Origin of the sequence: Sphingomonas immobilis, assembly GCF_030580995.1 — a bacterium.
In the GTDB taxonomy this organism is placed as follows: domain Bacteria; phylum Pseudomonadota; class Alphaproteobacteria; order Sphingomonadales; family Sphingomonadaceae; genus Sphingomonas; species Sphingomonas immobilis.
Window position 1 is genome coordinate 172,447 of sequence record NZ_JAUQSZ010000001.1, and the last position, 24,768, is coordinate 197,214.

20 protein-coding genes are annotated in these 24,768 nt (G+C 67.1%); 7 read left to right on the forward strand and 13 right to left on the reverse strand.

Translation table 11 applies throughout. The features are described from left to right. Positions 1-14: 14 nt before the first annotated feature. Positions 15-2,201: a TonB-dependent siderophore receptor gene (locus tag Q5H94_RS00745; RefSeq protein ID WP_304559114.1), complete on the reverse strand. Its 2,187-nt coding sequence runs from the start codon at positions 2,199-2,201 to the stop codon at positions 15-17. Between the two features lie 166 nt (positions 2,202-2,367). Further along, positions 2,368-2,979, reverse strand: coding sequence for a L,D-transpeptidase family protein (locus tag Q5H94_RS00750; RefSeq protein WP_304559116.1), 612 nt, complete (start codon positions 2,977-2,979; stop codon positions 2,368-2,370). A gap of 247 nt (positions 2,980-3,226) precedes the next feature. On the opposite strand from Q5H94_RS00750, the gene Q5H94_RS00755 reads away from it, so the two are divergent. Beyond that, positions 3,227-3,874, forward strand: coding sequence for a murein L,D-transpeptidase catalytic domain family protein (locus Q5H94_RS00755; RefSeq protein WP_304559118.1), 648 nt, complete (start codon positions 3,227-3,229; stop codon positions 3,872-3,874). Here Q5H94_RS00755 and Q5H94_RS00760 read toward each other — a convergent pair. After that, positions 3,871-6,246, reverse strand: coding sequence for an HAD family hydrolase (locus tag Q5H94_RS00760; protein ID WP_304559120.1), 2,376 nt, complete (start codon positions 6,244-6,246; stop codon positions 3,871-3,873). The genes Q5H94_RS00755 and Q5H94_RS00760 overlap by 4 nt on opposite strands. A 191-nt stretch (positions 6,247-6,437) precedes the next feature. On the opposite strand from Q5H94_RS00760, the gene Q5H94_RS00765 reads away from it, so the two are divergent. From Q5H94_RS00765 to alr, 3 genes are read left to right on the forward strand one after another with little or no spacing between them, the layout of a single operon-like run. Beyond that, a complete protein-coding gene (locus Q5H94_RS00765; RefSeq protein WP_304559122.1) occupies positions 6,438-9,011 on the forward strand; it encodes a TonB-dependent receptor in 2,574 nt (857 codons plus the stop codon). Between the two features lie 13 nt (positions 9,012-9,024). Continuing rightward, positions 9,025-10,224 carry a histidine-type phosphatase gene (locus tag Q5H94_RS00770; protein ID WP_304559124.1) on the forward strand — a complete coding sequence of 400 codons (1,200 nt, stop codon included), beginning with the start codon at positions 9,025-9,027 and terminating at the stop codon, positions 10,222-10,224. 44 nt (positions 10,225-10,268) lie between these two features. Then, entirely contained in the window at positions 10,269-11,303 is a 1,035-nt protein-coding gene (gene alr, locus Q5H94_RS00775; RefSeq protein ID WP_304559126.1) for an alanine racemase, read from the forward strand. Between the two features lie 56 nt (positions 11,304-11,359). On the opposite strand, the gene Q5H94_RS00780 is transcribed toward alr, so the two are convergent. Beyond that, positions 11,360-12,352, reverse strand: a complete 993-nt coding sequence (locus Q5H94_RS00780) for an alpha/beta fold hydrolase (RefSeq protein WP_304559128.1) — start codon at positions 12,350-12,352, stop codon at positions 11,360-11,362. A gap of 97 nt (positions 12,353-12,449) precedes the next feature. Between Q5H94_RS00780 and phaR the strand changes: the two genes are divergently transcribed. Next, positions 12,450-13,010, forward strand: a complete 561-nt coding sequence (gene phaR, locus Q5H94_RS00785) for a polyhydroxyalkanoate synthesis repressor PhaR (protein ID WP_304559130.1) — start codon at positions 12,450-12,452, stop codon at positions 13,008-13,010. Between the two features lie 18 nt (positions 13,011-13,028). Here phaR and Q5H94_RS00790 read toward each other — a convergent pair whose 3' ends face one another. From Q5H94_RS00790 to Q5H94_RS00830, 9 genes are all read right to left on the reverse strand, one after another. Continuing rightward, complete coding sequence (locus Q5H94_RS00790) at positions 13,029-14,186, reverse strand: retropepsin-like aspartic protease (protein ID WP_304559132.1); 1,158 nt, start codon at positions 14,184-14,186, stop codon at positions 13,029-13,031. Positions 14,187-14,203: 17 nt separating this feature from the next. Then, positions 14,204-15,718, reverse strand: coding sequence for a CpaF family protein (locus tag Q5H94_RS00795; protein ID WP_304559134.1), 1,515 nt, complete (start codon positions 15,716-15,718; stop codon positions 14,204-14,206). A gap of 87 nt (positions 15,719-15,805) precedes the next feature. After that, positions 15,806-17,299: a hypothetical protein gene (locus tag Q5H94_RS00800; protein WP_304559136.1), complete on the reverse strand. Its 1,494-nt coding sequence runs from the start codon at positions 17,297-17,299 to the stop codon at positions 15,806-15,808. 17 nt (positions 17,300-17,316) lie between these two features. After that, a complete protein-coding gene (locus tag Q5H94_RS00805) occupies positions 17,317-17,568 on the reverse strand; it encodes an ATP synthase F1 subunit epsilon (protein WP_304559138.1) in 252 nt (83 codons plus the stop codon). 126 nt (positions 17,569-17,694) lie between these two features. Next, positions 17,695-19,155 (reverse strand): F0F1 ATP synthase subunit beta, encoded by a 1,461-nt coding sequence (atpD, locus tag Q5H94_RS00810; RefSeq protein WP_304559140.1) that lies wholly within the window; start codon positions 19,153-19,155, stop codon positions 17,695-17,697. A gap of 24 nt (positions 19,156-19,179) precedes the next feature. After that, a complete protein-coding gene (locus Q5H94_RS00815) occupies positions 19,180-20,064 on the reverse strand; it encodes a F0F1 ATP synthase subunit gamma (RefSeq protein ID WP_304559142.1) in 885 nt (294 codons plus the stop codon). 10 nt (positions 20,065-20,074) lie between these two features. Further along, complete coding sequence (gene atpA / locus Q5H94_RS00820; RefSeq protein ID WP_304559144.1) at positions 20,075-21,604, reverse strand: F0F1 ATP synthase subunit alpha; 1,530 nt, start codon at positions 21,602-21,604, stop codon at positions 20,075-20,077. A gap of 2 nt (positions 21,605-21,606) precedes the next feature. After that, positions 21,607-22,161, reverse strand: coding sequence for a F0F1 ATP synthase subunit delta (locus Q5H94_RS00825; RefSeq protein WP_304559146.1), 555 nt, complete (start codon positions 22,159-22,161; stop codon positions 21,607-21,609). Positions 22,162-22,292: 131 nt separating this feature from the next. Beyond that, a complete protein-coding gene (locus Q5H94_RS00830) occupies positions 22,293-22,949 on the reverse strand; it encodes a hypothetical protein (RefSeq protein WP_304559148.1) in 657 nt (218 codons plus the stop codon). 247 nt (positions 22,950-23,196) lie between these two features. Between Q5H94_RS00830 and ada the strand changes: the two genes are divergently transcribed. Together ada and Q5H94_RS00840 are read left to right on the forward strand one after the other, a co-directional pair. Further along, a complete protein-coding gene (ada, locus tag Q5H94_RS00835) occupies positions 23,197-24,243 on the forward strand; it encodes a bifunctional DNA-binding transcriptional regulator/O6-methylguanine-DNA methyltransferase Ada (RefSeq protein WP_304559150.1) in 1,047 nt (348 codons plus the stop codon). Then, positions 24,240-24,710 carry a DUF1203 domain-containing protein gene (locus Q5H94_RS00840; RefSeq protein ID WP_304559152.1) on the forward strand — a complete coding sequence of 157 codons (471 nt, stop codon included), beginning with the start codon at positions 24,240-24,242 and terminating at the stop codon, positions 24,708-24,710. Before ada ends, Q5H94_RS00840 begins: the two co-directional genes overlap by 4 nt. Positions 24,711-24,768 lie beyond the last annotated feature (58 nt).

Sequence of the window (24,768 nt, forward strand, 5' to 3'; positions counted from 1 at the left end):
CGATGCGTCATTGCTCAGAACTTCCAGCCGATCGTGCCCTGCACGGTGCGGCGGTTGCCGTACCAGCACCATTGGAAATCGAGATAGCAGGTGGTGACATATTTCTTGTCGAGGATGTTCTGCGCGTTGATCCCCAGCGACAGGCCCCGCAGACGGTCCGACAGGCCGCCGAGATCGTAGCGCAGCAGACCGTCGAACACCGTGAAGCCCGGCGTGCTGATGCGCGTGACCGTGCTGGCATAGATGCTGTCGACGTGACGCACCGCGCCGCCGATCGCGAAGCCCTTCAGCCCGCCGTCGCGCGGTGCCCATTCGAGGTTGGCGGAAACGCCGCCGCGCCCGACGCCGAGAATGCCGACGCCGATGTTGGCCGGATTGTCGTCGGCGATCTTCTGCACCTTCTGGCGGCTATAGGCGACGCGCGCGTTGAAGCCGTAGGGCAGCGGCGCATTGGCCTCGATCTCGAAGCCTTCCGAGCGGAACACGCCGCCCTGCGTCGAGATATTGGTGACGGGATTGGATACCACGAGGTTGCTCTGGTCGATCTGGAAATAGGCACCGGTGATCAGCACCTTGGTGCCCGGCACGCTGAATTTCACACCGCCCTCGATCTGGCGACCGCTGCTCGGCTTGGCGACGATCAGCGGGCCGTTGAGCACGGCGCGGTAGGTGCCGTTGGGCTCGAACGAGGTCGAATAGCTGGCATAGGGCGCGAGGCCGAACGAGGTCGTGTAGAGCAGGCCGACGCGGTAGGTGAACGCCTCCGAACTGACCGCAGCGACGGTCGGGCTCGAGCGGTTGCTCGCCCAATCCTGGCGCGCGCTGAGCAGCAGGCGCAGGCCGCCCGCCGAGATCATGTCCTGCGCGTAGATGCCGGCCTGATGGAAGCGCGGCAACGCGGTAGTCGCGGTCGCGCCCGTCACCTGTTCGGGCTGCTGCGGCACGACCATCGTACCGTAGACCGGCGCATAGCCGTTGAGCGGCGTCGCGGTGCCGAACGCACTCGTCGCGCTGGCGTTGCTGGTCTGGTAATCCACGCCGAACAGTACGTCGTGCTTGATGTCGCCGGTCTTGAAGCTGCCGCGAACCTGATTGTCGAACACCCAGGCGTCGGCGCGTTCGCGCGTCGAATAGGAGGCGCGGTTGAAGAGAGTGGAAGCGGGGTTGCTGGCCGCAGGCGCGAGCGGACCGGCGGCATAGATGATGCCGAGGCGCGAGGTGCCGTGCTGGTAGCGGCCCGATGCGCGGATGCTCCAGTCGGGATTGAGCTGGTGCGTCAGGATGTACGTGCCCGCCGCCTGATCGCGCATGTAGAAATTGTCGGGCTCGCCGAAGTCGCGGTCAGTCGGGATCTGGCCGTTGGGGTTGGCGATGAAGGTGCCCGATGCCGGAAACACGCCGTAGCTGCCGTTCTGCGGATCGTGCGAATAGGCGCCGAGCAGCGTCAGTTGCGTCGCGTGATCGAGATCGAAGGTGACGGCGCCCGAGATCGTCTGGCGCTCGCGACCACTGAAGGTCTGCTGCGTATGCGCGCCGTTGACGCTGCCATAGACGCGCCAGCGGATCGAGTCCCCCGCGCGGCCGCCGACATCGGCATCGACGCGGTAGAGATTGTAGGTGCCGTAGGTGGCCGAGACCGCTCCGTAGAAATCCTCATCGAGCGGCAATTTGCTGGAGATGGCGACGAGACCGCCCGGACCCGACTGGCCATAAAGCACCGAGGCCGGACCCTTCACGACCTCGATCCGCTCGATGCGCGACACATCGACCTGCGGCGTCAGATAGCTCGCGCCGCCGGTGATCCTCAGCCCATCGAGGAACTGCGGCGCGTTGAAGCCGCGCAGCTTGAACTGATCGTAGAGCTCGGCGCTCGAACCGCGCTGTTCGGTGGTGACGCCGGCCACGAAGCGCAGCGCCTGGTTGAGATTGGCGAGGCCGAGGTTGGCGAGATCGGCCGAGCTGATCACGCTGATCGACTGCGGCGTTTCGGCGAGGGGGGCGGCCATCTTGGTGCCGGCGGCGGATTCCGTGCGCGGGCGCGCGCCGGTGACGGTCACGACATTGTCGTCGTCGCCCGACTGGTCGTCGGCGGCGGCCGCCGCTGCATCAGCCGGGGCCGTTTCCGGCAGCGGCGCGGCGATCGCGGGGCTCGCGAAAACGGCTGCGCTCAGCATGGTGGCGGTGAGGAAATAGTGCTTCATGAACGGTCCCTTTTTATGCGGGGCCGCCCTTGAGGCATTTGCGAAGCATTATCAATAGCAATGCCGCGTGCAGTGCGAAAATTGTCGATCCAGCAACAAAATGTTGCATTTGAGGAGAGTGGACAGGCGTCGTTCTGCGTAGACGGCGGGCGCGCGCCCGAACGGTTTAGGGTTGCAGGGCCGAAATATCCTCGGGAGCGGGCGCCTCCAGCCCGAGCGCCAGCGGATCATCCGGCATCTGCGGATCGGGCTCGGTTGCGAGACTTTCATCGACGACGGAAACCCGCGCCCCGATCCGGGTGACGGCGAACAGCTTCTTCGCGAAGGCCAGCGGCACGCGCACGCAGCCGTGAGAGTCGGCGAAGCCGGGATCGCGTCCGGCGTGGATCGCAACCCCGTCCCAGGTGAGCCGCTGCATGTAGGGCATCGGCGCATCGTCATAGAGGCTGGATTTGTGATCGACCTGCTTCTGCAGGATCTTGAAATCGCCGGTCGGGGTGTCGTGGCCGGGCTTGCCGGTCGAAACCGCGGAGACGGCGAGCAATGTCGCGCCCTGATAGAGGTAGAGCTTCTGATCGGCGATGCTGATGACGATGCGCATGGCGGCAGGCTTGGCCGGAATGGTGTGGGCGGCGTTCCAGACGAAATCGCCCGCGCTCAGCATCGCGACGGCCTCGGCGGTCGGCTCCGCATTGCGGGCGTGCGCCGCGAACGGGAGAGACGACAGGAGAATGGCCGCCGCGGCGCATCCGCCACGGCGCAACAGCAGCGAAGCCATGTGCGTACCTTTCGACGTTCATTGCCGGATCGCGCCGTGGCAGGAATCCGGCCCTTGTCTGAGGTGATGAACGCAAAGCCTTGATTTTCGATCCGATAATCGGCATGGGCGCAGCCGTTGCGATAGAGCGAGCCAGGCGCCGGACAAGCGCCCGACCGGCACGGAACCGATGCGGTTTCGGTCAGGAGCCGCTCATCGTCGGACGCTAGAACGACTCTGCACGTTTTTACGGGGTATCGATTCGGATATGGACCACGGGGACATCACGCTGTCGCGACGCTCTTTTGCTAAGGCCGGGCTCGCGCTCGCCGCGGTCGCGACCGTGCCGCCGCCGGTGCGCGCGGCGACCGCGCCCGCCACGGTGCAGCCGCTGGCATCGAGCAGGGTGGTGCGGCCGGAATTGTTGCGGGCGGCACTGGCTGCGCTGCAGCGGCATGGCGGGCGGATTCCGCGGCATGATCGCATCGCCATCGCCGACTTCGCGCTATCGTCCGCGCGGCCGCGCTTCTTCCTGATCGACATGGCGAGCGGGATGGCGACGACGCTGCTGGTCGCGCATGGCAGCGGCAGCGATCCGGCGCATACCGGCTTTCTGCAACGCTTTTCGAACGCGCAGGGCTCCAACGCATCGAGCGAAGGCGCCTTCCTCGCGTCGGATTATTACATCGGCAAGCATGGCAAGTCGCAGCGACTGATCGGGCTCGATCCGACCAACAGCAATGCCCTGTCGCGCGCGCTGGTCGTCCATGCGGCCTGGTATGCCAACCCCGATATGCTGCGCACCCACGGTCAGCTCGGGCGCAGCCAGGGGTGTTTCGCGGTCGGCGAGCGCGACCTAGAGCAGGTGTTCGCCCGGCTCGGTCAGGGCCGGATGATCTACTCCGCCAAGATCTAGGCGGCGGCGCGCAGCTCGACGATTTCCCCGCGCCGCTTGATCGGGCGGAACACCAGCGACAGCAGCACCGGCTCGGCGAAGGCGGTCGGCGGCACGAACAGCAGGCCGGCGGGCGCGGCGCGGTAGAGACCGGCGGACATTTCCTCCATGCCGTCGGCGATCGCGTTCACCGTAACGGTGCGGCGCTGATCGGCGTCGCTCGCGAGATCGGCGATCGGCGTGACTTCGAGGTGATCGACCTGCACCCATTCGCAGATCTGGCCCAACTGGATGCCGATGCTCGCGCGCTGCGACGGGATGGGGATCTGCAGACGGTGATAGCCGTCGATCGTCTGCCACGCGCTCTCGGTGCTGCCGACATGGCCGGTCGCGGTCATCGTCAGGACGGGCACGTCGATGCCGCCGCTCTGATAATCGCTGACGCGCAGGTCGAGGCCGAAGCGCGTTGCGGCGAACATGCCGAGGCCGGTCGGCAGGCCGAGCCGCTGAAGTTCGGCGGAGAGAAAGCTGGTCTGTTCGCGATCCGCACCGAAGCCGAGACCGTAGCGGCGCAGCGCCTCGTCGGTCTTGTCCTGATCGACCAGCCGCGCGCTCGCGGCCGAGCCCATGTTCATGTCGAAATCGAAGTTCGCGAACAGATCGACCTCGGCCGCGTTGGGCAGGAAGAACAGGCGCGCGAGCGACGCGGCGGCGGCGCGGCAGCGCGCATCGAGCGTGACGGCCCCGGGCACGCGCAGCATGCCGATACCGGCCTCATGAACATAGGTCAGGCACGCGGTTTGCACGGCGTCGCGCGTGGCGCTGTTGGCGCCCTTCGCGTCGATCGTCTCGCGCACCGGAGCGCCGTCGGCGGTAAAGTCGATGGTCGAGCCCTGGGCCACGTTGCAGAGCTGTTCGATTACCACGACAGCGGTCGACATGGCGTGGATCGCGCGGAAATCGTAGTTGCGCCCGTCGATCATGCCGCGCTTGTCGAGCCCGGTGATCTGGCCTTCGCGCAGGAACAGGTAGCGGCCCGAGACATCGAGATTCAGCCGCTCGCGCAGCACCGGCGTCAGCACGTTCTGGACGGTGCCGTTATAGCCGATATCGACCAGCATCACCGCGTCGCCGTCCGCCACGCCGGCAGTGGCGAGGTGCTTCACCAGCTTGTCTGTGAAGGCGCGGCAGCGCTTGATGATCTTGGCCTGCATGTCGCGCGAGCGCACAGCGCGGACGAAACGCAGGCGCTGTTCCTCGGCGGTGCCGCCCTTCACGAGCTTCGCCCATTCATGCTCGAACAGCATGAGCTGGCGCGCGATCATCGCGATCGGCAGACGGTGCGCCCAGTCGGCCATGTAGAAATCGAGCGTCTCGGCATCCTTGATCGACGCGCGGAAGGCGACGAAGCGGCTGAGTTCGACCTTCGCGGCTTGCGCCTCGGGAAACATCGCGTCGAACACGCGGAAGGGCAGGTGGCCGTCGCGCATCACGAACAGCGGCTTGACGGTGCGTCCGAGGCGGGCGGAAGCCTCGTCGAGCTCGCCCTTCAGCCATAGCGCGAAGCTGTGCATGACCGGGCCGATCACGTCATGGCCGAGCGCGGACGCGGCATCGGACGGGCGGCGCAGCGCAACCTGCGCGCGGTGCGGCTGGCAGAAGATGCGCCCACCCTGATCCGAGCCGAGCAGGGTCGCGGCGGTCGCCTCAAGGCGGAGGCGCTGCTCGCTCTCCTGATCGAACTGCTTGAGATGGACGGCGTGGAGGCCGTGCTTCGCGGCGGAGACATAATCGGCCGAACGGTTGTCGCCGACGTGCAGGATCTTGTCCGGCGCGATACCGAGGGTTTCGAGGACATGGTCGAACAGCCCGTCGCACTTGCCCTTGCCGTAGGCGGAGGAGACGAAGACGTGTTCGATCTGCGCCAGCAGCTCGGGACCGGCGGCGGCGGCGATATGCGCGCGGAGCTGTTCCTCGGTGAGGTACATATCGGAGACGATGACAACGCGCAGACCGCGGCGGCGCGCGGCCTCGATCAGGCGGACGGCGGGGGCGAAGGCGACCGCGTGGCGGGCCTCCAGCGCGAGCTCGTGCGCGATCGCATCGGCGCGCGTCGCATCGTCGGCGGCGGGGTAGAGATAGCGGTAGACGTCGGCGAGGCCGATTTCCTTCGCGCCGTCATTGAGGAAGGCGTGGCGGCGGGCGGCCGACTCGGCCATGATGCGCGCGTCCATCGCGCTGCCGGGCAATTCGAGGCCGGCGAAAACGTCGATCGGCGCATGCGTGGTGCGCCAGATGATCGTGTCGAAACAGTCGAGCGACAGCACTTCGACGCCCGCCGGAAGCCGGTCGAGCAGCGTCTCCAGTTCATAGGCGCGCACTTCGAATTGCATGAAAGTCCCCCGGATTATGCTGAACCAGGGGTAAATTTAATGGGTTGAGGAGAGGTTAATGCGCGGGCGGACGCGGCGCGCCCAAGTGTAACGTAATATTTCCGGTGACACGCTGTCGTAACGCTCGCGCAACCGAAATGTCGCAATCCGCGCCTAGCGCGACCCCTGTTCACGAAGATTGGGGGTTTTCAATGCGAGCGACGACAACCGCGCTGCTGGCGCGTGCCGCGACCTGTGCGCTGGCCGCGGGTATGCTGTTCTCGACCGTTCCGGCGTTCGCGCAGGCTGATGCGCCGGCTGTCGAGGAACCCGCGTCCACCGATGTCGTCGTGACCGGCACGCGCATGGGCCAGCGCAAGGCGGTCAACGAGAAGCACACCGCCGACAACACCGTCGAGGCGCTCTATGCCAACGATGTCGGCAAGCTGCCCGACCAGAACGTCGCGGAAGCGGTGCGGCGCCTGCCGGGCCTGACGGTCGCCAACGATCAGGGCGAGGGCCGCTACGTCATCATTCGCGGCATCGATCCCAATCTCATCAACGTCACGCTCAACGGCCAGACGCTGCCCGCGCCCGAGCCGAGCGGCCGTCAGGTCAAGCTCGACGATCTGCCCTCGGCGATGATCCAGTCGGTCGTCGTCTCGAAATCCCTGCTCGCCAGCCAGGACGCCAATGCGATCGGCGGCGAGGTCAACATCAACACGCTGACCGCGTTCGACCGGAAGCAGCGCCTTTTCCTCGATGCGCGCGCGTCGGCGGGCTATTCGAACCTCAACGGCAAGACGCCCTGGGAGATCGACGGCCAGATCGGTGGCCGTTTCGGCGCGGAGGATCAGTTCGGCGCGGTGATCTCGGCCAATTACTCGCGCCGCCCGATCGAGTCCGAGAATTTCCAGGCGACCACGGCCTATACCGTCGTGGGCGGCGTGGCCCGGCCCGACCAGGGCGGCCTGCGCGACTATAACCTCGTACGCACCCGGCTCGGCATCGTCGGCAATTTCGATTGGCGGCCGAACGACCACACCAAGGTCTATATCCGCTCGAGCTATTCGAAGTTCACCGACAACGAGTATCGCGACCAGAACCGGCTCGACGCGATCACCTTCACCGGCGCGGCGACCGGCACCTTCACCGGGCGCGGCGCGGTGCTGATCCGCCGGCGGCAGGAGGACGACAACACGAAGTCGGTGACGGCGGGCGTCGATACCGATCTGTTGGGCGGGCGGCTCGAAGCGTCGGGCGGCTGGACGCGGGCGGTGAAGCTCGATCCGCTGCGTTCCGAATTCCGTTTCCGCACGGGCAACAACGCCGTCGCCGGTAGCTATGATCTGACCACGGACCAGCCCTATATCTTCAATCCGTTCGTCGGCAGCGACCTCACCAAATACATCTTCAACTCGCTGAACATCGAGACGCGGCAGGCGGCGGAGGATCTCTGGCAGTTTCGCGCCGACTACACCCACCCGATCGCGATCGGCGACGGTTCGAGCATCAAGATCGGCGGCAAGTATCTCGACCGGCACAAGACCAACAATCAGGACCGCGTGAATTACGGCACGGTCTCTGGCGCGGCCGGGTCGGCGAGCTTCCAGTTGCCGTCGGTCAGCTACGTGTCCGACACCAATTTCTATGACGGCCGCTATACCTTCGGGCCGCGCATAGACTACGATAAGGCGCGCGCTTATCTCGCCGCGAATCCCGGCGTCGCTTCGATCACCACCGCCAGCACGATCTCCGACACGCTGGCGAGCGACTATGACGTGCGCGAGAGCATCGTCTCGGGCTACGCGATGGCGACGCTCAAGTTCGGCGGGCTGACGCTGATCCCCGGCATCCGCGTCGAGCATACGCAGGACAAGACCAAGGCGAAGATCGTCAACGGCAGCTCGACCACCGCGACCGACTTCAACAGCTTCGGCGAGAAGAGCTACACCGACGTGTTTCCGGGCCTGAACGCGAAATACGAGTTCAGCCGCGAGCTGCTGCTGCGCGGTGCCGTGACGACCGCGATCGGCCGGCCGAATTATCCCGATCTCGCGCCGTACGTGATTACGGATACCAGCACCCCGGCGACGCCGCTCATCACGATCGGCAACCCGGCGCTGAAACCGTACAAGGCGGTCAACCTCGACGCATCGATCGAATATTATCCGACGCCGGAAGCGGTGTTTTCGGCAGGCGTGTTCTGGAAGCAGATCGACAACCCGATCTACATTTCCCAGACGCTCGGGGTGAACGGCACGTTCGGCAACGTGGCCTACACCAATGCCAGCGTCACGCAGTCGATCAATGCGCAGGACGAGACGCTGACCGGCGTCGAGTTCAACGCGCAATATCAGTTCACGCAGCTGCCAGGCTTCTTCGGCGGGTTCGGCGTGTCGGTGAACTACACCCACGTCTCGGGCCATGCCAATGCGCCGGGCATCCGCGCGGGCAATCTGCCGCTCGCTTTCCAGTCGCGCGACAGCGGCACCGCGCAGGTGTTCTACGAGAAGTACGGCTTCGCGTTGCGCGTCGCCTACAGCTATCGTTCGAAATATCTCGATCTGCTCGGCACGAGCGCGGCGACCGACCAATATACCGACGACAACGGCCAGCTCGACCTCCATGCCAGCTACCAGATTTTGCCGCAGGTGACGGTGTTCGGCGACGCCACCAACCTGACCGATGCGCCGTGGCGGCGCTTCATCGGCAACAAGGATCAACTGGTCGAGCGCGAGCGCTACAGCTATTCGCTGCGTGGCGGTGTGCAGGTGCATTTCTAAGGGAGCAAGCGCGATGTGGCGTTCGGGTCTGATCGCGGCGGTGCTGCTGGCGGGGGCCGCGGACGCGCAACCGCCCGCGCCGCCGAAACTGACGGTGGAGCGCGTCGTGCTGCTGATGCGGCACGGCGTGCGCCCGCCGACCAAGGCGCCGGCCATGCCGGCGCGCGTGACGCCCGAGCGTTGGCCGGAGTGGCCGGTCGCACCAGGATATCTGACGCCGCATGGCGCGGACGCGGTGACGGCGCTCGGCGTGGCGGACCGTGCCGGGCTGACGCGCAGCGGCCTGCTGGCGGTCGGCGGATGCCCGAAACCGGGGACGATCGCGATCATCGCCGATAGCGACCAGCGCACCATCGCCACCGCCGACGCCTGGCTGAAGGGCGTCGCGCCGGGCTGCGCCGCTTCGCGTGAGCAGAAGCCGCAGGGCGAGGACGATCCCTTGTTCGGGCCGCTCGGCAATGGCGCGACGATCGATGCGGATGCCGCAAATGCTGCGGTGAAGGCGGCGATCGGGCCGGGTGGACTTGCCGCCGCCGACCGGAAATATGCGCCGCTGCTGAAGCGGCTCGACACGATCCTGTGCGGGAAGCCGCGCGCCGGTTGCGGCGTGAGCGGGGAGCCAACGACTCTCGTCCCGGCGACGCCTACTAGTCGGCCGAAGATCGACGGTGCGCTCGATACGGCATCGACGGCCGCGCAGATCCTGCTGCTCGAATATGCCGACGGCAAGCCGCTGTCGGAGATCGGCTGGGGCCGCGCGAGCGCCGCCGACGTGACCGCGCTGTCGGAGTTCCACGCGCTCGAATTTCGCCTGCTCGCGCGGCCGCTGCCAGTGGCGCGGGCGAACATGGCGCTGCTCAACCGCAAGATCGATGCTGCGCTCAATGCTGCGGACGGCGCGCTCGTGACCATGATTTCCGCGCACGACACGCAGATCGCCAATTTCGGCGGGCTGATCGGCGGGCACTGGCACGTGCCTGGCTTCGCCGAGGACGATCCCGCGCCCGGCGGCGCGATCGTGATCGAGCGGGTGCGCGATGCGAAGGGCGCGGCCTTCGTGCGGGTGAAATATCGTGCGCAGCCGCTCGGTCGCCTGCGTGCCGGCGGGGCGGGGACGTTCGAGCAGCCGATGACGATCGCGGGTTGCGGCACGCCCAAGCCGGTCACGCTCTGCCCGGCGGAGCGGTTCGCGGCGTTGCTGGGCACGAAATAGGCCGCACTAGCGCCGGGCGGGCGGGGCGGCTAACCGCTGGCGGCATGATTGCCCCGCACCGCCTGCGCCTCGATACCGCCGCTCTTGTCGCCAATTGGCGCGCGCTGGCGAAGCTGAGCGGGGCCGCCGCGTGCGGCGCGGCGGTGAAGGCCGATGGCTATGGGCTGGGCGCGATCGAGGTCGCACGGCGGCTCGCGGACGCGGGGTGCCGCGACGTCTTCGTGTCGAGCTGGGCCGAGGCTGACGCACTGGCGCCGCTCGGTCTGCCGGTCGCGGTGCTGCACGGGGTACGCGAGGAGGATGTCGCGGCGGCGAAGGCCGGGATCGGCTGGCCGGTGCTCAGCACGCCCGCGCAGGTCGCGCGCTGGCGGGCGGCGGGCGGCGGGCGCTGCGACGTGATGATCGACACCGGCATGAACCGGCTCGGCCTGTCGGCGGAGGCGGTGGGCGAGGGCGTGCTCGACGGATTGGAGATCGGTACGCTGATGAGTCACCTCGCCTGCGCGGAAGAAGACAGCCCGATGAACCGCCGCCAGCGCGATGCCTTCGCAAGCCTCGCCGGACGGACCGGCGCGGCGCGGATGAGCCTCGCCAATTCGGCCGGGATCGCGCTGGGTGCGGACTATGCCTTCGACCTGACGCGGCCGGGGCTGGCGCTGTACGGCGGCGTGCCATGCGCGGCATTGGCGGGCGTGATCCGGCCGGTGGTGACGCCCGAGGCGCAGATCCTGCAACGGCGCGTGCTGCGCGCGGGCGACACGATCGGCTATAACGCGACCTATATTGCCGATCGCGATGTCGAGGTGGCGATCCTCAATATCGGTTATGCCGACGGCTATTGGCGTGGCTTTTCGGGCGGGAAGGGCGCTGCGCTGCACGACGGCGCGCGCCTGCCTGTGCTAGGGCGCGTGTCGATGGATCTGACCGCGATCGCGGTCGATGCCGCGCCGGAGCTGGCAGAGGGCGACTGGGTCGCGCTCGACTATGCCTTGCCGAAAGCGGCGGCGGCATCGGGCATGTCGCAGTACGAGCTGCTGACGGGGCTGGGCGCGCGGTTCGCGCGTTGCTGGTTCGACTGATATAATCTTTTACTGGTATAGTAACATCGCACACTAGGTCTCGGCGAATCAGGTCGTCATAACGCCGCCAGCCACCGTGCCAGTGGTTCCCACAATTGCACGTGGCGCGAACCGCCGACGATCATGCCGACGTGTCCGGCCGCCAGGTCATGGCGATCGGGGAGGTTGGCGGCGCTGTCCGCGGGGACGATCTTGTCGTGGCGCGAGACGAAATCGATAGCGGGGCAGGCGAGCCGTGCAGGATCGACCGCGATCCGGCCGATCCTCCACGCGCCGCGGCCCGGCGTATCCTCGGCGACGAACTCCTCCATCAGTTGCCGGCCGGCCGCATAGGGCAGGGGGGCACCGGTATTCGCCCAATCCTCCAGCGCTATGAAGGATTTCCATGCCGCACTGGCCGGCTTCATGCGCGCGAACGCTTCGTATTTGGCGATCGTGCGGGCGGGATCGAGCTTCCAGAAGCCGGTCTGCAGAAGTTCGAGTGGCACGAGGCCCATCGCCTCGCACGCCGGTTTGCCCGCTTGCCACAACGCGCCGATATCGGCGCGCGACAGGCCAAAGCCGGCAAAATGCCAAGGTGCTGCGATCATCGCCAGCCCCGCCACCGGCGCGGCGCAGGCGGCGGCAAGCGCCATCGTCCCGCCGAGGCAATAGCCCGCCAGCACCGGCGGCCTGCCGAGCCGTGCCGTGACGGTCGCGATCAGAGGCAGCAGCAGTTGTTCGACATGCGCGGTTATGTCGAGGTCGCGGTCGGAGGGCACGGGACTGCCCCAATCGACCAGTAGCGGACGCACGCCCTTTTCGCTCAGCCAGCGCAGCAAGGACACATCGGGCGCGAGGTCGAGGATATGGGCGGAATTGATCAGGGAGGGCACGAAGATCACCGGCCGGCCATCCCCGCCATAGTCGCGAATGCGGACACGCCCTTTGCGGAAGCGCACCGGGCCGAGCCGCCGCATCCGTCCGCGTGGCGCAGTCTGGAAGGCGCGCAGACCTGCAAGTGCCGCAGCGCGGCGATCCGGCGATTCCGCAGTTTCGCTTTGCAGCATTTCAAGGAACAGCGGCAAGGGGCGGGGACCGTGTTGCGGTGCGGTATCGAAAGGTGGTAGACGCGGGTCAGTCACTGGGGGGCGGAGCCTTTATCGCATGAAGAAGCACAATGCGGGCGATGGCCCTGCCATCATCAAGAAGTACGCGAACCGCCGTCTCTATAACACCGAGACTTCTTCGTACATCACGCTGGAGCACCTCGCCGCGATGACGCGCGAAGGCCGCGATTTCAAGGTGGTGGACGCCAAGTCCGAGGAAGACATCACCCACAATATCCTGACGCAGATCATCATGGAGGAGGAATCGCGCGGCGAGACAATGCTGCCGGTCAACTTCCTGCGGCAGCTAATCTCGATGTATGGCGATTCGATGGGGGCGATGGTGCCGGGCTATCTGGAGGCGTCGATGGACAGCTTCCGCCGCAACCAGTTGCAGTTCAAATCGGCGGTCGAGGGTGCGTTCGCCAATTCGCCCTTCGCGGAGCTCGCCAAGCAGAACATGGCTATGTTCGAGGCGGCGACGCAGGCGTTCAAGCCGGGTGCGGCGAAGCCCGCCGATGCTGCGGCCGCGACGCCAAGCAGCAAGGACGACGAGATCGCCGCGCTGAAGGCCGAACTCGGCCGCCTCAACGAGAAGATCGAGAAGCTCGGCGACTAACGGGGCGGCCGTGCGCCGTCAGTAGAAGTTGCGCAGCACGAGCGGATGCGAAGTGCCGCTGCAATCGCTGAGATCGACGGAGCGGCCGGCCGCTCCGATCGGCCAGCGCGCACGGGCGCTGGCGGCGTATCGCGCATCGACGGGCATGCCATCGACCGCGCAGATCGTGTCGCCCGCGTGCCATCCCGCCGCTTCGGCCGGGCCACCGCGCATGACGTGCAGTACGCGCAGGCGATCGGGCAGCGCCTCCAACTGCAACCCGCTGGTCGAGCGTACCGCAGGCGTGTTGGCGGTGCGGCCGGGGGCAAGCACCATCCGCCCGGCACCGGGATCGAGCAGCACGCGATACCCCCGCAGCAGACCCGATCCGATTCGCCCGGACATGCCCGTCTTTGTTGAAAAGCCGCCCGCGCTTTCGATCCGCATTTCGACGTCGCGGATGGCGGTGGTGCCGCTGTGGAGTTCGGGCAGCATGATCAGATCCGCGACGGTGGCGCCCGCGATCGAATAGTCGAGCGTCGAGGTGGCGGGTGCCAGGCCGGGCAGGCGCGCGGCGGCGTCCTGTGCGAGGGTGAGCGCGGTGCCGTCGCCGGTATCAATGACGATCCGGTCGATCTTGTCGTCTCCGATGGAAACTTCGGTAACGTAGAACGGCCAGTCGGTTCCGATCCGCAACCGCGACGACGCGCCGGCGAAGGGCAGGCGGCCGGAGCGCAACAAGCGGAAGCGGCGGTTGTCGAAATCGAGATCGAGCGCGAAAGGTGCCGTGAGATCGGCACCGATCAGCAGATCGACTGGCGCTCCGCCTGTCGCGGCGGTGGCGAAATCGGCAACGGCGAATCGCGTCGCCCCGCGCGCGACAGGGCCGAAGGCAAGCGATGCCGCTTCCGCCCAGCCCGCGGCGACGCTGCCCCCGACAGTCAGCGCGTCGCCGCCAGGCTGCATCACGAGCTTCGCAGCGTTGGCGAAGCGGCGCGAGACGGCGGACGTGGTGACGCCGGTGTCCAGGATGGCGACGACCCGCCTGCCGTTGACCAGCGCGGTGAAGCGAATCTGGTTGGCCGATGTCAGTTCGAACGGCACCCACCGTCCTTCGGCATCGGCGGCGAGCACAGGCGGCGCGGCGGCGGGAGGGGTGCCGGGTGCCGCGAGCAGCAGGAACAGAGCGAAAAGCATCGCCCTCGATAGCGAGATTAGAGGCAGGCCTCCAGATAGGCTTGGTCGAACCCGAACTGCCGCGCCTTTTCGAGCGTGTAGGGGCGCAGGCCCATCGAGCGATACTCGCCCAGGATCTTACCGTCGGCGCTCTCGTCCATATATTCGAACTTGAAGAGCTCCTGCGTGACGATCACCGGGCCTTCCATGCCGATCACCTCGGTGATGTTGGTCACGCGGCGCGAACCGTCGCGGAGGCGCTTCACCTGCACGACCATGTCGACCGAATCGGCGATCTGGCGGCTGATGGCTTCCTTGGGCATCTTGATGTCGCCCATCATCACCATGTTCTCCATACGCCCGAGGCACTCGCGCGGGGAGTTGGAGTGGAGCGTACACATCGAGCCGTCATGGCCGGTGTTCATGGCGGCGAGCAGATCGAAACACTCGCTGCCACGAATTTCGCCGAGGATGATGCGATCCGGGCGCATACGCAGCGAGTTCTTGACCAGATCGCGGATGCTGATTTCGCCCTGGCCTTCGAGGTTGGCCGGGCGCGTTTCCAGCGGCAGCCAGTGCGGCTGCTGCAGGCGGAGTTCGGCCGCGTCCTCGATCGTCAGCACGCGTTCGCCGGGGTCGATCATCTTCGACAGGGCGTTGAGCATCGTCGTCTTGCCCGAGCCCGTACCGCCCGAGATGACGATGTTGAAGCGGCATGCGCCGGCGATCTTCAGCGCGGTCGCCATCTTGACCGACATCGAGCCGAAGCCCGCCATCATGTCGAGCGTGATCGGCTTGTCGGAGAATTTACGGATCGAGATCGCCGTGCCCTTGAGGCTCAGCGGCGGCACGATCACGTTGACGCGGCTGCCGTCCTTGAGGCGGGCGTCGGCGAGCGGCGTGGTCTGATCGACGCGGCGGCCGACCGAGTTGCAGATGCGCTGCGCGATCTGGAACAGATGTTCCTCGTCGCGGAACTGGATCTGCGCGAGCTCGAGCTTGCCCTTGCGTTCGATGAAGGTCTGGTCGGGGCCGTTGACCATGATGTCCGAGATGTTCGGATCGTTGAGCAGCTCTTCGAGCGGCCCGAGGCCGAGCAACTCGTCGACCAGCACCTTTTCGAGCGCGAACTGTTCGCGGCGGTTGAGTGTCAGCTTCAGCTCGGCGAGCACCTCGCCGATGATCGGGCGGAATTCCTCGGCCAGCTCGTCCTTGTTGAGCGTGGCGGCGGCTTCGGGATCGACGCGCTCGAGCAGGCGCGGAAGCACCTGCTCCTTGATCTTGTGAATCGAGGATTCGAAACCCTCGACTCGGCTGCTACCCGAATCGGCGGACGCGGACTGACGCTCGGCAAGGCGCTGCATCGCGTCCTGCTGCGTGGCGGGGGCTTCCGATTCGCCGGGCATCGGCATGTCGGCGACCGGCGGGAACTGTTCGGCATTCGATTCGGCTTCGGTTGCCGGACGCGCGCCGCCCTGCATCGGACGCGCGACACCGAACGCGGGGCGATTACCCGGTCCAGCAGCTCCGGGGCGACGGCCAAATGCACTCATTTCAGGCAATCCTTCATGTCGAGGATTGGATTAGCGGCTAAGTTTTTATAATTTGCTAACCGCGAAAGAGGCTTGGCGAGGTTCGGCTCAGTGCAACTGATCCATGTAGAGCAGCGGTTCGGGCCACGGGCCGTCCCAGCATTTCGCCAGATGCTCTGGTGCGATTCGCGCGGGATCTCGCGGCGCGATTGTGGGTGAGACGCGGGCGAGCGGCGCGACATAGGTGGGGAACCCACCGGGGACGACGCCGAAATAGCTGCACAGGATGCGGGGTGCGCGCGGCAGGCTGACGGCGTGCCATGTCTCCATGACGGGCGTTACGAGGCCGATGGCGAGCGCCACCGTCAGCACGCCCCGCCACAGGCCTTCACCGGGCTGGCGCGGGCTGAGTAGTACGCTGGCGACGCCGAGCGCGAGGATGGCGAGCGCGGGGATCGAGGCGCGCATCGTGAAATCGGTCGATGTGCCGACCTGTCCGTAGGGGATCAGCAGCAGCGTCGCGGCGAGGATCGCGAAGGTCGTGCCGGCGAACGCCGTGCTGCGCCCGAGGAACCACAGGCCGAGCAGATACGGGCCGACCTCCAGCACTTCGAAGGCAGCATATTGGTGGAACGGGAGCGGCGTGAGGCCGCCGCCGACCGCATCGCTGCCGGAGGCGAGATAGAGCAGGCCGGGCAGCGCGAAGAGCGCTGTCGCGGTGGGGAGCAGGAGGTCGATGGCGCGGATGTCTCGCCGGACGAGCGTGGCGATCGCGGCATGCGCGGCGAAGGGAAGGGTGCCCAGCAGCGCCAGCGGCGACCAGAGCGCGAGCAGTGGTAGCGGCGCGAGCGCGGCCGCCAGCGGCAGCTTGCCCGCGCGCCACAGCAGGTAGAGCACCGCGCCGCCCCAGCCTACCAGTGCGTGCTGCGGCACCCAGTAGAGCTGATCGAGATGCGCGGAATAGACCGCGAGGTTCCAGCGCTCGGCGTTCATCGTCAGCGGCTGGCCGGCGAGAAGCTGGCCGATCGCGTCCATCCCGCTGAAGCCCGCGAAGATCGCGAGCGCGCCGATCCGTGCCTTCGCACCTTCGAACAGCAAGGCGCCGAGGCCGAACAGGCAGGCGAGCGTTGCGGTGTTCTGCGCGAGAAGGGCGAACTCGGCGGCGCGGACGCCGCCCGCTGCCTTGCCGATCAGCGCCGGCGTCAGATACATGCCGAGCGGCGCGCGCAGCAGCCACGGCCCGCCGGGTTCGTCATAGACGAACGGCCAGGGATAGAGCGTCAGGTCGCGCAGCACCGCACCGCGCACCTGCCAGTCGGTCGTCGCGTAGAGCAGCCGTCCTTCGCCGCCGAGGATGCAGAGCAGGAGGGCTATGGCGGTAGCGGCGGCGAGTGTGCGGAGGCCGACGCCGGCGGCGGCGTTACGCTGGGCGCGGACGATCAGCCAGGCGGTGGCGGCGAGAAGAGCTGCGGCGAGGAGCGCCGTCACGGCATTGCCGGTCAGGCCGAGAAAGCGCCACAGCAGGATCTGGTCGAGCGCAGCGCCGCCGGAGACGACGGCGATCAGGGATATGGGGGAAACGCGCGCGAGGGGCCCGCGCACGGGTGCGGTAGGCGGTGTCAGCCGGCCTGCTCGGCGAGGACAGTCAGGCCGCTCGCGTTGACCTCGGCGAAACCGCCGCTGACAATGATGTGCTCCGGCACCGCGCCCTGCGTGGCGTAGACCTCGATCGCGCCGTCGCGGATCGTTGACATGACCGGCGCATGCCCTTCGAGCACGCCGAAATCGCCCTCGGTGCCGGGGACGACGACCATATAGACCTCCTCCGAGCGGATGAGCTTTTCAGGCGTGACGAGTTCGAAGTGCAGCATTTCTTTTCTCTCTTAGCCCCTCCCCTTCAGGGGAGGGGTTGGGGTGGGGGCCGCGGGCGACGGTCTCGGTGAGACTCAGCCCCACCCCCAACCCCTCCCCTGAAGGGGAGGGGCTAGAAGGATGGCTTACGCCTCCTGCGCCAGCTTTTCGGCCTTGGCGATCACGTCGTCGATGCCGCCGACCATGTAGAAGGCGTTCTCGGGCAGGTGATCGTATTCGCCTTCGACGACGGCCTTGAACGACTTCACCGTATCCTCGATCTGCACGAACTTGCCGCTGATGCCGGTGAAGACCTCGGCGACGTGGAACGGCTGCGACAGGAACTTCTGGATCTTCCGCGCGCGGCTGACGGTGAGCTTATCCTCTTCGGAAAGCTCGTCCATGCCGAGGATGGCGATGATGTCCTGCAGCGACTTGTACTTCTGCAGCGTCGACTGCACGGCGCGGGCGGTTTCGTAGTGATCCTGGCCGACGACGCGCGGTTCGAGCACGCGCGAGGTGGAGTCCAGCGGATCGACCGCCGGGTAGATGCCCAGCTCCGAGATCGCGCGGTTGAGCACGGTCGTCGCGTCCAAGTGAGCGAACGACGTGGCCGGCGCCGGATCGGTGAGATCGTCGGCCGGGACGTACACGGCCTGCACCGAGGTGATCGAGCCCTTGTTGGTCGAGGTGATGCGCTCCTGCAGCGCGCCCATGTCGGTCGACAGCGTCGGCTGGTAGCCCACGGCCGAAGGAATACGGCCAAGCAGCGCCGACACTTCCGCGCCCGCCTGCGTGAAGCGGAAGATGTTGTCGACGAAGAACAGCACGTCCTGGCCTTCGACATCGCGGAAATATTCGGCGATCGTCAGGCCCGAGAGCGCGACGCGGGCGCGCGCGCCGGGCGGCTCGTTCATCTGGCCGTACACCAGCGCGACCTTCGAACCCTCGCTGATGGCGTTGCCATCGGCATCCTTGGCGATGACGTTGGCGTCGAGGAACTCGTGATAGAGATCGTTGCCCTCGCGGGTACGCTCGCCGACGCCGGCGAACACCGAGGTGCCGCCGTGGCCCTTGGCGATGTTGTTGATCAACTCCTGGATGAGCACGGTCTTGCCGACGCCGGCGCCGCCGAACAGGCCGATCTTGCCGCCCTTCGCGTAAGGGGCGAGCAGATCGATGACCTTGATGCCGGTCACGAGGATGGCGTTGTCGGTCGACTGATCGACGAACAGCGGCGCGGCTGCGTGGATCGGCGACCGCAGCTCGGTCTGAACCGGGCCGCGCTCGTCGATCGGCTCACCGATGACGTTGAGGATGCGGCCGAGCGTCGCGGGGCCGACCGGCACCGAAATCTGCGTACCGGTGTCGGTCACGGTCTGGCCGCGCGTCAGGCCCTCGGTCGCGTCCATCGCGATCGTGCGGACGGTGTTCTCGCCGAGATGCTGGGCGACCTCGAGGACGAGGCGTGCGCCGTTGTTGGTGGTCTCGAGCGCGTTCAGGATCGCCGGGAGCGTGCCCTGATCGAACGAAACGTCGACGACGGCGCCGATCACCTGGCTGATGCGGCCGGTGTTGTTGGAGACTGCTGCGGGGGCGGTTGCCATCGGTTCGTTCCTACCTTCTTACGGTTACTTCAGCGCTTCCGCGCCGGAAATGATTTCCACCAGTTCGGTCGTGATCGCGGCCTGGCGGGCTCGGTTGTATTGCGTGCTGAGACGCTTGATCATGTCGCCGGCGTTGCGCGTGGCATTGTCCATTGCGGTCATGCGGCTGCCCTGTTCGGACGCGGCATTTTCCAGCAGCGCGCCGAAGATCTGGATGGCGATGTTGCGCGGCAGGAGATCGGCGAGGATCGATTCCTCGTCGGGCTCGTATTCCACGGCTGCACCGCCGTCGCTGACAGGCGCATCGTCATTGGCGGGCAGGGCGACGGGAATGATCTGGCGGCCGATCGGCTCCTGCACCAGCGCCGACTGGAAGCGCGCGTAGAACAGGTGGGCGACATCGAACTCGCCCGCTTCGTAGCGCGCGATGATATCGTCGGTGATCGCCTTGGCATCTGCGAAGGCGACGTATTTGATGTGGCCCATCTCGTGATCGTGCGCGATCTGGCTGGGGTAGAAGCGGCGGATCACGCGGCCCTTCTTGCCGGCAATGTAGATCTTCACGGTCTTGCCGGCGGCCTCCAGGCTCTCGGCCTTCTTGCGCGCGGCGCGGACGATGTTCGAGTTGAACGCGCCCGCGAGGCCGCGCTCCGACGTCGCCACGATCAGCAGGTGGACCTGATCCTTACCGGTGCCGGCGAGCAGCTTCGGCGAGGATTCGCTGACGGTCACCTTCGAAGCGAGACTCGCCATCACGCGCTCCAGACGCAGCGCGTAGGGGCGCGCGGCGATGGCAGCCTCCTGCGCACGGCGCAACTTGGCGGCGGCGACCATCTTCATCGCCTTGGTGATCTTCTGCGTCGACTTCACCGAGTTGATGCGGATCTTGAGGGCTTTGAGGCTCGCCACGGTCTACGCCTTACGCGAAGGTCTTGGCGAAGCTGTCGAGCGCGGCCTTGAGGCCGGCCTTGGCTTCGTCGCCGAGATCCTTGGTCTCGCGGATCTTGGTGAGCACGCCGGCATGGTTCGCACGCAGATCGGCGAGCATCGCCGCTTCGTAGCGGACCACGTCCTGCACCGCGACCGTATCGAGATAGCCGTTGGTTCCGGCGAAGATCGACGCGGTTTGTTCCTCGAACGGCAGCGGCGAGAACTGGGCCTGCTTGAGCAGCTCCGTCAGGCGTGCGCCGCGGTTGAGCAGCTTCTGCGTCGAGGCGTCGAGATCCGAGCCGAACTGCGCGAAGGCGGCCATCTCGCGGTACTGCGCGAGCTCCAGCTTGATCGAGCCGGCGACCTTCTTCATCGCCTTGGTCTGCGCGGCCGAGCCGACGCGCGACACCGACAGGCCGACGTTGATGGCGGGGCGGATGCCCGCGAAGAACAGGTCGGTCTCAAGGAATATCTGGCCGTCGGTGATCGAGATCACGTTGGTCGGGATGTAGGCCGACACGTCGCCCGCCTGCGTCTCGATGATCGGCAGCGCGGTGAGCGAGCCCGAGCCGTTGTCCTTGTTCATCTTCGCGGCGCGCTCAAGCAGGCGCGAGTGGAGATAGAACACGTCGCCGGGATAGGCTTCGCGGCCCGGCGGGCGGCGCAGCAGCAGCGACATCTGGCGGTAGGCGACTGCCTGCTTGGAGAGATCGTCGAACACGATCAGCGCGTGCATACCGTTGTCGCGGAAATATTCGCCCATCGCGGTGCCGGTGTAGGGCGCGAGGAACTGCAGCGGGGCAGGGTCCGACGCGGTCGCGGCGACGACGATCGAATAATCCATCGCGCCGTTCTCGGTCAGCGTGCGGACGAGCTGCGCGACGGTCGAGCGCTTCTGGCCGACGGCGACGTAGATGCAGTAGAGCTTCTGAGTTTCGTCATCACCCTGGTGGGCGGCCTTCTGGTTGATGAAGGTGTCGATCGCGACGGCGGACTTGCCGGTCTGGCGATCGCCGATGATGAGCTCGCGCTGGCCGCGGCCGACGGGGACGAGCGCGTCGATCGCCTTGAGGCCGGTCTGCACGGGCTCGTGAACCGAGGTGCGCGGGATGATGCCGGGGGCCTTGACCTCGACGCGGCTGCGCTGGTCGCTGACGATCGGGCCCTTGCCGTCGATCGGATTGCCGAGGCCGTCCACGACGCGGCCGAGCAGGCCCTTGCCGATCGGCACGTCGACGATCGTGCCGGTCCGCTTGACGACGTCGCCTTCCTTGATCTGGCTGTCCGAGCCGAAGATCACGACGCCGACGTTATCGGCCTCCAGGTTGAGCGCCATGCCCTGCACGCCGTTCGAGAATTCGACCATCTCGCCGGCCTGGACGTTGTCGAGGCCGTGGATGCGCGCGATGCCGTCGCCGACCGACAGCACCGAGCCGGTTTCGGAGACTTCTGCTTCGGTGCCGAACGAAGCGATCTGGTCCTTGATGACCTTCGAGATTTCAGCGGCGCGGATGTCCATAATCAGCCTTTCATCGCATGCGCGAGGGAGTTCAGTCGGGTCTTGATCGACGAATCGATCATCTGGCTGCCGATCTTCACGACCAGCCCGCCAAGCAGCGAGGGATCCACCGTCAGATCGACGGCGACGTCACGGCCGATGCGGGTGCGAAGCTGCTGCTTGAGCGCATCGACCTGATCGGGCGAGAGGGGGTGGGCCGAGGCCACTTCCGCCGTCGTCTCGCCGCGGTGATGCGCGGCGAGGCTGCGGAAGGCGCGCATGATCGCAGGAAGCTGCGACAGGCGGCGGTTTTCGGCGAGGACGCCGAGAAAATTCTTCGTGGTGCCATCGACGCCGAGCGCATCGGCGGTCGCCGCGATCGCCTTTGCGGCGTCCTTGCGGCCGAGCAGCGGGCTCTGCGTCAGGCGCGTGAAATCATCCGATTCGTCCAGCGCCTGGCGCACCGTGGTGAGGCTCGCCTCGACCGCGTCGATCGACTTCGTGTCGCGGGCAAGCTCGAAAAGCGCGGTGGCGTAGCGCCCGCTTAAGCTCGCTTGAATACCGCCGGATGTCTCCACGCGATTGAAATCCTCTTGAAGGTCTAACGAATGGCCCCATGCGAAAAGAAGGCGAATAAAGCGCCTTCAGATGGGTTGGCGGGCGGTTAGCATCGGGTTCGCGAATGTGCAAGCACACCAAAGGCCCAGCTTCATCGTGCCGGTGGCGCGACCGCCAGCACCTCGCCCGTATAGTTTTCGACGACGTGGCTGAAGGGCGTGCCGTCGGGCAGCACGAGTACGGCGCGGTTTTCGATGACGCGCGGCGGAATCGCGAGCTTTGCGCGGGTATCACGCGGCGACGGCGCGGTGCTGTCCCAGTCGTCGGGCAGCGGCTTCCACAGGATCTGCGAGCTGAGCGTGGTGCGCCGGAAATCGAGCGGGCGGACGATGCGGCCGAACGAGATATCGCTCGAATCGAGCTGGCGGTTCATCTCGGGCGTGAGGCGGGAGGGCACGTACCAATTGTCGGCGATCGACAGCGTGTGGCCGCCGCAGCGCAGCGCGACGAGGCGATGGCGGATCGGCTCGTCCGCGCCGACGTGAAGGCTTGCGCGGACATCGGCGGGGGCGGGTTTCTCCGCGCCGGGCTGGCGTTCGGCGATTACCTTGCTGCCGGGCGGGGCGAGGTGATGCTTCGCGCACCAATCGTCGAGCACGAGCGTGGCGCTGTCCTGCGTCACCAGCGCGAGTTCGAGCGCCTGCAGCATCGCCAGCGCCTGCAACCGCGCGACCGGCGTGTCGGGCCATTCGATCGCGGCGGGTGCGGCGATCGTCGGCGGGGGAGCGGGGGGAGGAAGCGCCGGCACGCGGGCGTCCTAGCGGCGATTGTGCGTGTGCGAAAGTCTGGGCGCGTCCGGCAAAATCCTCCCCCGCCAAGGGGAGGTGGCGCCGAAGGCGACGGAGGGGGAGGTAAGCGACTCGCTCCACTACGGAGAGCAGCCAGTCCGCCCCCTCCGGCGCTGCGCGCCACCTCCCCCTGGCGGGGGAGTATTGCATGGCTTTGAACGCAAAGCGCGGGATGTGGGGGCGGGTGCGTTCGCTTATATCGAGGGCATGACACAGCACGCCATCGACGCCGACGCCGCCTGGGCCGCTTTCGAAGCGCGCGACCGGGCGCATGACGGGCGCTTCATCGTCGGGGTCCACACCACCGGCATCTATTGCAAGCCGAGCTGCCCGGCGCGGCACCCCAAGCGCGAGAACATCTCCTTCTACCGCGACGGGGCGGAGGCGCGGGCGGCGGGGTTTCGCGCCTGCCTGCGCTGCAAGCCCGACGAGGCGGGGCGCGACCGGATCGCGGTGGCGCGGGCGGTGGCCTTGCTGGAGGCGGGCGCCAAAGAAGGTGGGGAGCCGATCGGTTTGGAAGAGCTGGCGGCGCGGGTCGATTACGCGCCGCATCATTTTCACCGCCTGTTCAAGCGCGCGACCGGGGTGACGCCGGCCGCTTACGCGCGCGGACTGAAGGCGCGGCGGGCGGCACAGGCTTTGAGTGAGGAGGGCAGCGTGACCGAGGCGATCTACGAGGCGGGCTATTCGGCGCCGAGCCGTTTCTACGAACATGGCGCGCGGCGGCTGGGCATGAGCCCGAGCGCTTGGCGGAAAGGCGGGGCGGGGGTGACGATCCGCTGGACCGTGGCCGACACCAGCCTCGGAGCCCTGCTGGTCGCGGCCACCGACAAGGGGCTGTGCCGCGTGGCGTTCGACGAGGACGACGATGCGCTGCGGGTGCGCTTCCCCAAGGCCGAGATCGTCTCGGGCGGGGCGGCGCTGGCCGATCTGGCGGCGCGGGTGGTGGCGTCGGTCGAATCGCCGGAGCGCGACCAGCATCTGCCGCTCGACGTGCAGGGCACCGCCTTTCAGGAAGCGGTGTGGCAGGCGCTGCGCGAGATCCCGGCGGGCGAGACGCGCAGTTACGGCGAGATCGCGGCGGCGACGGGCAAGCCCGGCGCGGTGCGCGCGGTGGGCAGCGCGTGCGGGGCGAACCCGGTCGGCGTCGTCGTGCCGTGCCACCGCGCGAAGCGGGCGGACGGATCGATGGGGGGCTATGCGTGGGGCGTCGACCGCAAGTTGGCGCTTCTGAAGCGGGAGGGCGTGGCGTGAGCGGCTTCGTCATCGCCGGGCTCGATCCCGCGCCGTTCCGCCACCTGTATGGCGCGAGCGATGCCGAGCTTGCAGCGGCGGGCGCGGTGCGGATGCGCGCCGATGCGACGCCGGGTTTCCCCTGCCGCATCACGCTGGAGGATGCCGAGCCGGGCGAGGATCTGCTGCTCGTCAATTACGAGCATCTGCCGGTCGCGACGCCGTATCGCTCCGCCCATGCGATCTTCGTGCGCGAGGGGGCGGAGGTGGCCGCGCGCTATGAGGATGCGGTGCCCGCGCAGTTCGCGCGGCGGCTGCTGTCGGTGCGGGCGTTCGATGCGGCGGGCATGATGCGCGATGCCGACGTGGTGGACGGGCGGGCGCTGGAGCCGCTGATCGCGCGGATGTTCGGCGATCCGGCGGTGGCGTATCTGCACGTCCACAATGCCAAGCCGGGGTGTTTCGCGGGGCGGGTGGATCGGGCTTAGGCCATTTCCGTTCGTGCTTCGACTTCGCTCAGCACGAACGGTTTTGGGTGCGGCCGTG

Coding starts and splice junctions, on each gene's coding strand:
- alr (WP_304559126.1), top strand. CDS start 10,269: ATGATTGCCCCGCACCGCCTGCGCCTCGATACCGCCGCTCTTGTCGCC.
- Q5H94_RS00745 (WP_304559114.1), bottom strand. CDS start 2,201: ATGAAGCACTATTTCCTCACCGCCACCATGCTGAGCGCAGCCGTTTTC.
- Q5H94_RS00795 (WP_304559134.1), bottom strand. CDS start 15,718: ATGAGTGCATTTGGCCGTCGCCCCGGAGCTGCTGGACCGGGTAATCGC.
- Q5H94_RS00780 (WP_304559128.1), bottom strand. CDS start 12,352: ATGCTGCAAAGCGAAACTGCGGAATCGCCGGATCGCCGCGCTGCGGCA.
- Q5H94_RS00750 (WP_304559116.1), bottom strand. CDS start 2,979: ATGGCTTCGCTGCTGTTGCGCCGTGGCGGATGCGCCGCGGCGGCCATT.
- Q5H94_RS00755 (WP_304559118.1), top strand. CDS start 3,227: ATGGACCACGGGGACATCACGCTGTCGCGACGCTCTTTTGCTAAGGCC.
- phaR (WP_304559130.1), top strand. CDS start 12,450: ATGAAGAAGCACAATGCGGGCGATGGCCCTGCCATCATCAAGAAGTAC.
- Q5H94_RS00770 (WP_304559124.1), top strand. CDS start 9,025: ATGTGGCGTTCGGGTCTGATCGCGGCGGTGCTGCTGGCGGGGGCCGCG.
- atpA (WP_304559144.1), bottom strand. CDS start 21,604: ATGGACATCCGCGCCGCTGAAATCTCGAAGGTCATCAAGGACCAGATC.
- atpD (WP_304559140.1), bottom strand. CDS start 19,155: ATGGCAACCGCCCCCGCAGCAGTCTCCAACAACACCGGCCGCATCAGC.
- Q5H94_RS00805 (WP_304559138.1), bottom strand. CDS start 17,568: ATGCTGCACTTCGAACTCGTCACGCCTGAAAAGCTCATCCGCTCGGAG.
- Q5H94_RS00790 (WP_304559132.1), bottom strand. CDS start 14,186: ATGCTTTTCGCTCTGTTCCTGCTGCTCGCGGCACCCGGCACCCCTCCC.
- Q5H94_RS00765 (WP_304559122.1), top strand. CDS start 6,438: ATGCGAGCGACGACAACCGCGCTGCTGGCGCGTGCCGCGACCTGTGCG.
- Q5H94_RS00760 (WP_304559120.1), bottom strand. CDS start 6,246: ATGCAATTCGAAGTGCGCGCCTATGAACTGGAGACGCTGCTCGACCGG.
- ada (WP_304559150.1), top strand. CDS start 23,197: ATGACACAGCACGCCATCGACGCCGACGCCGCCTGGGCCGCTTTCGAA.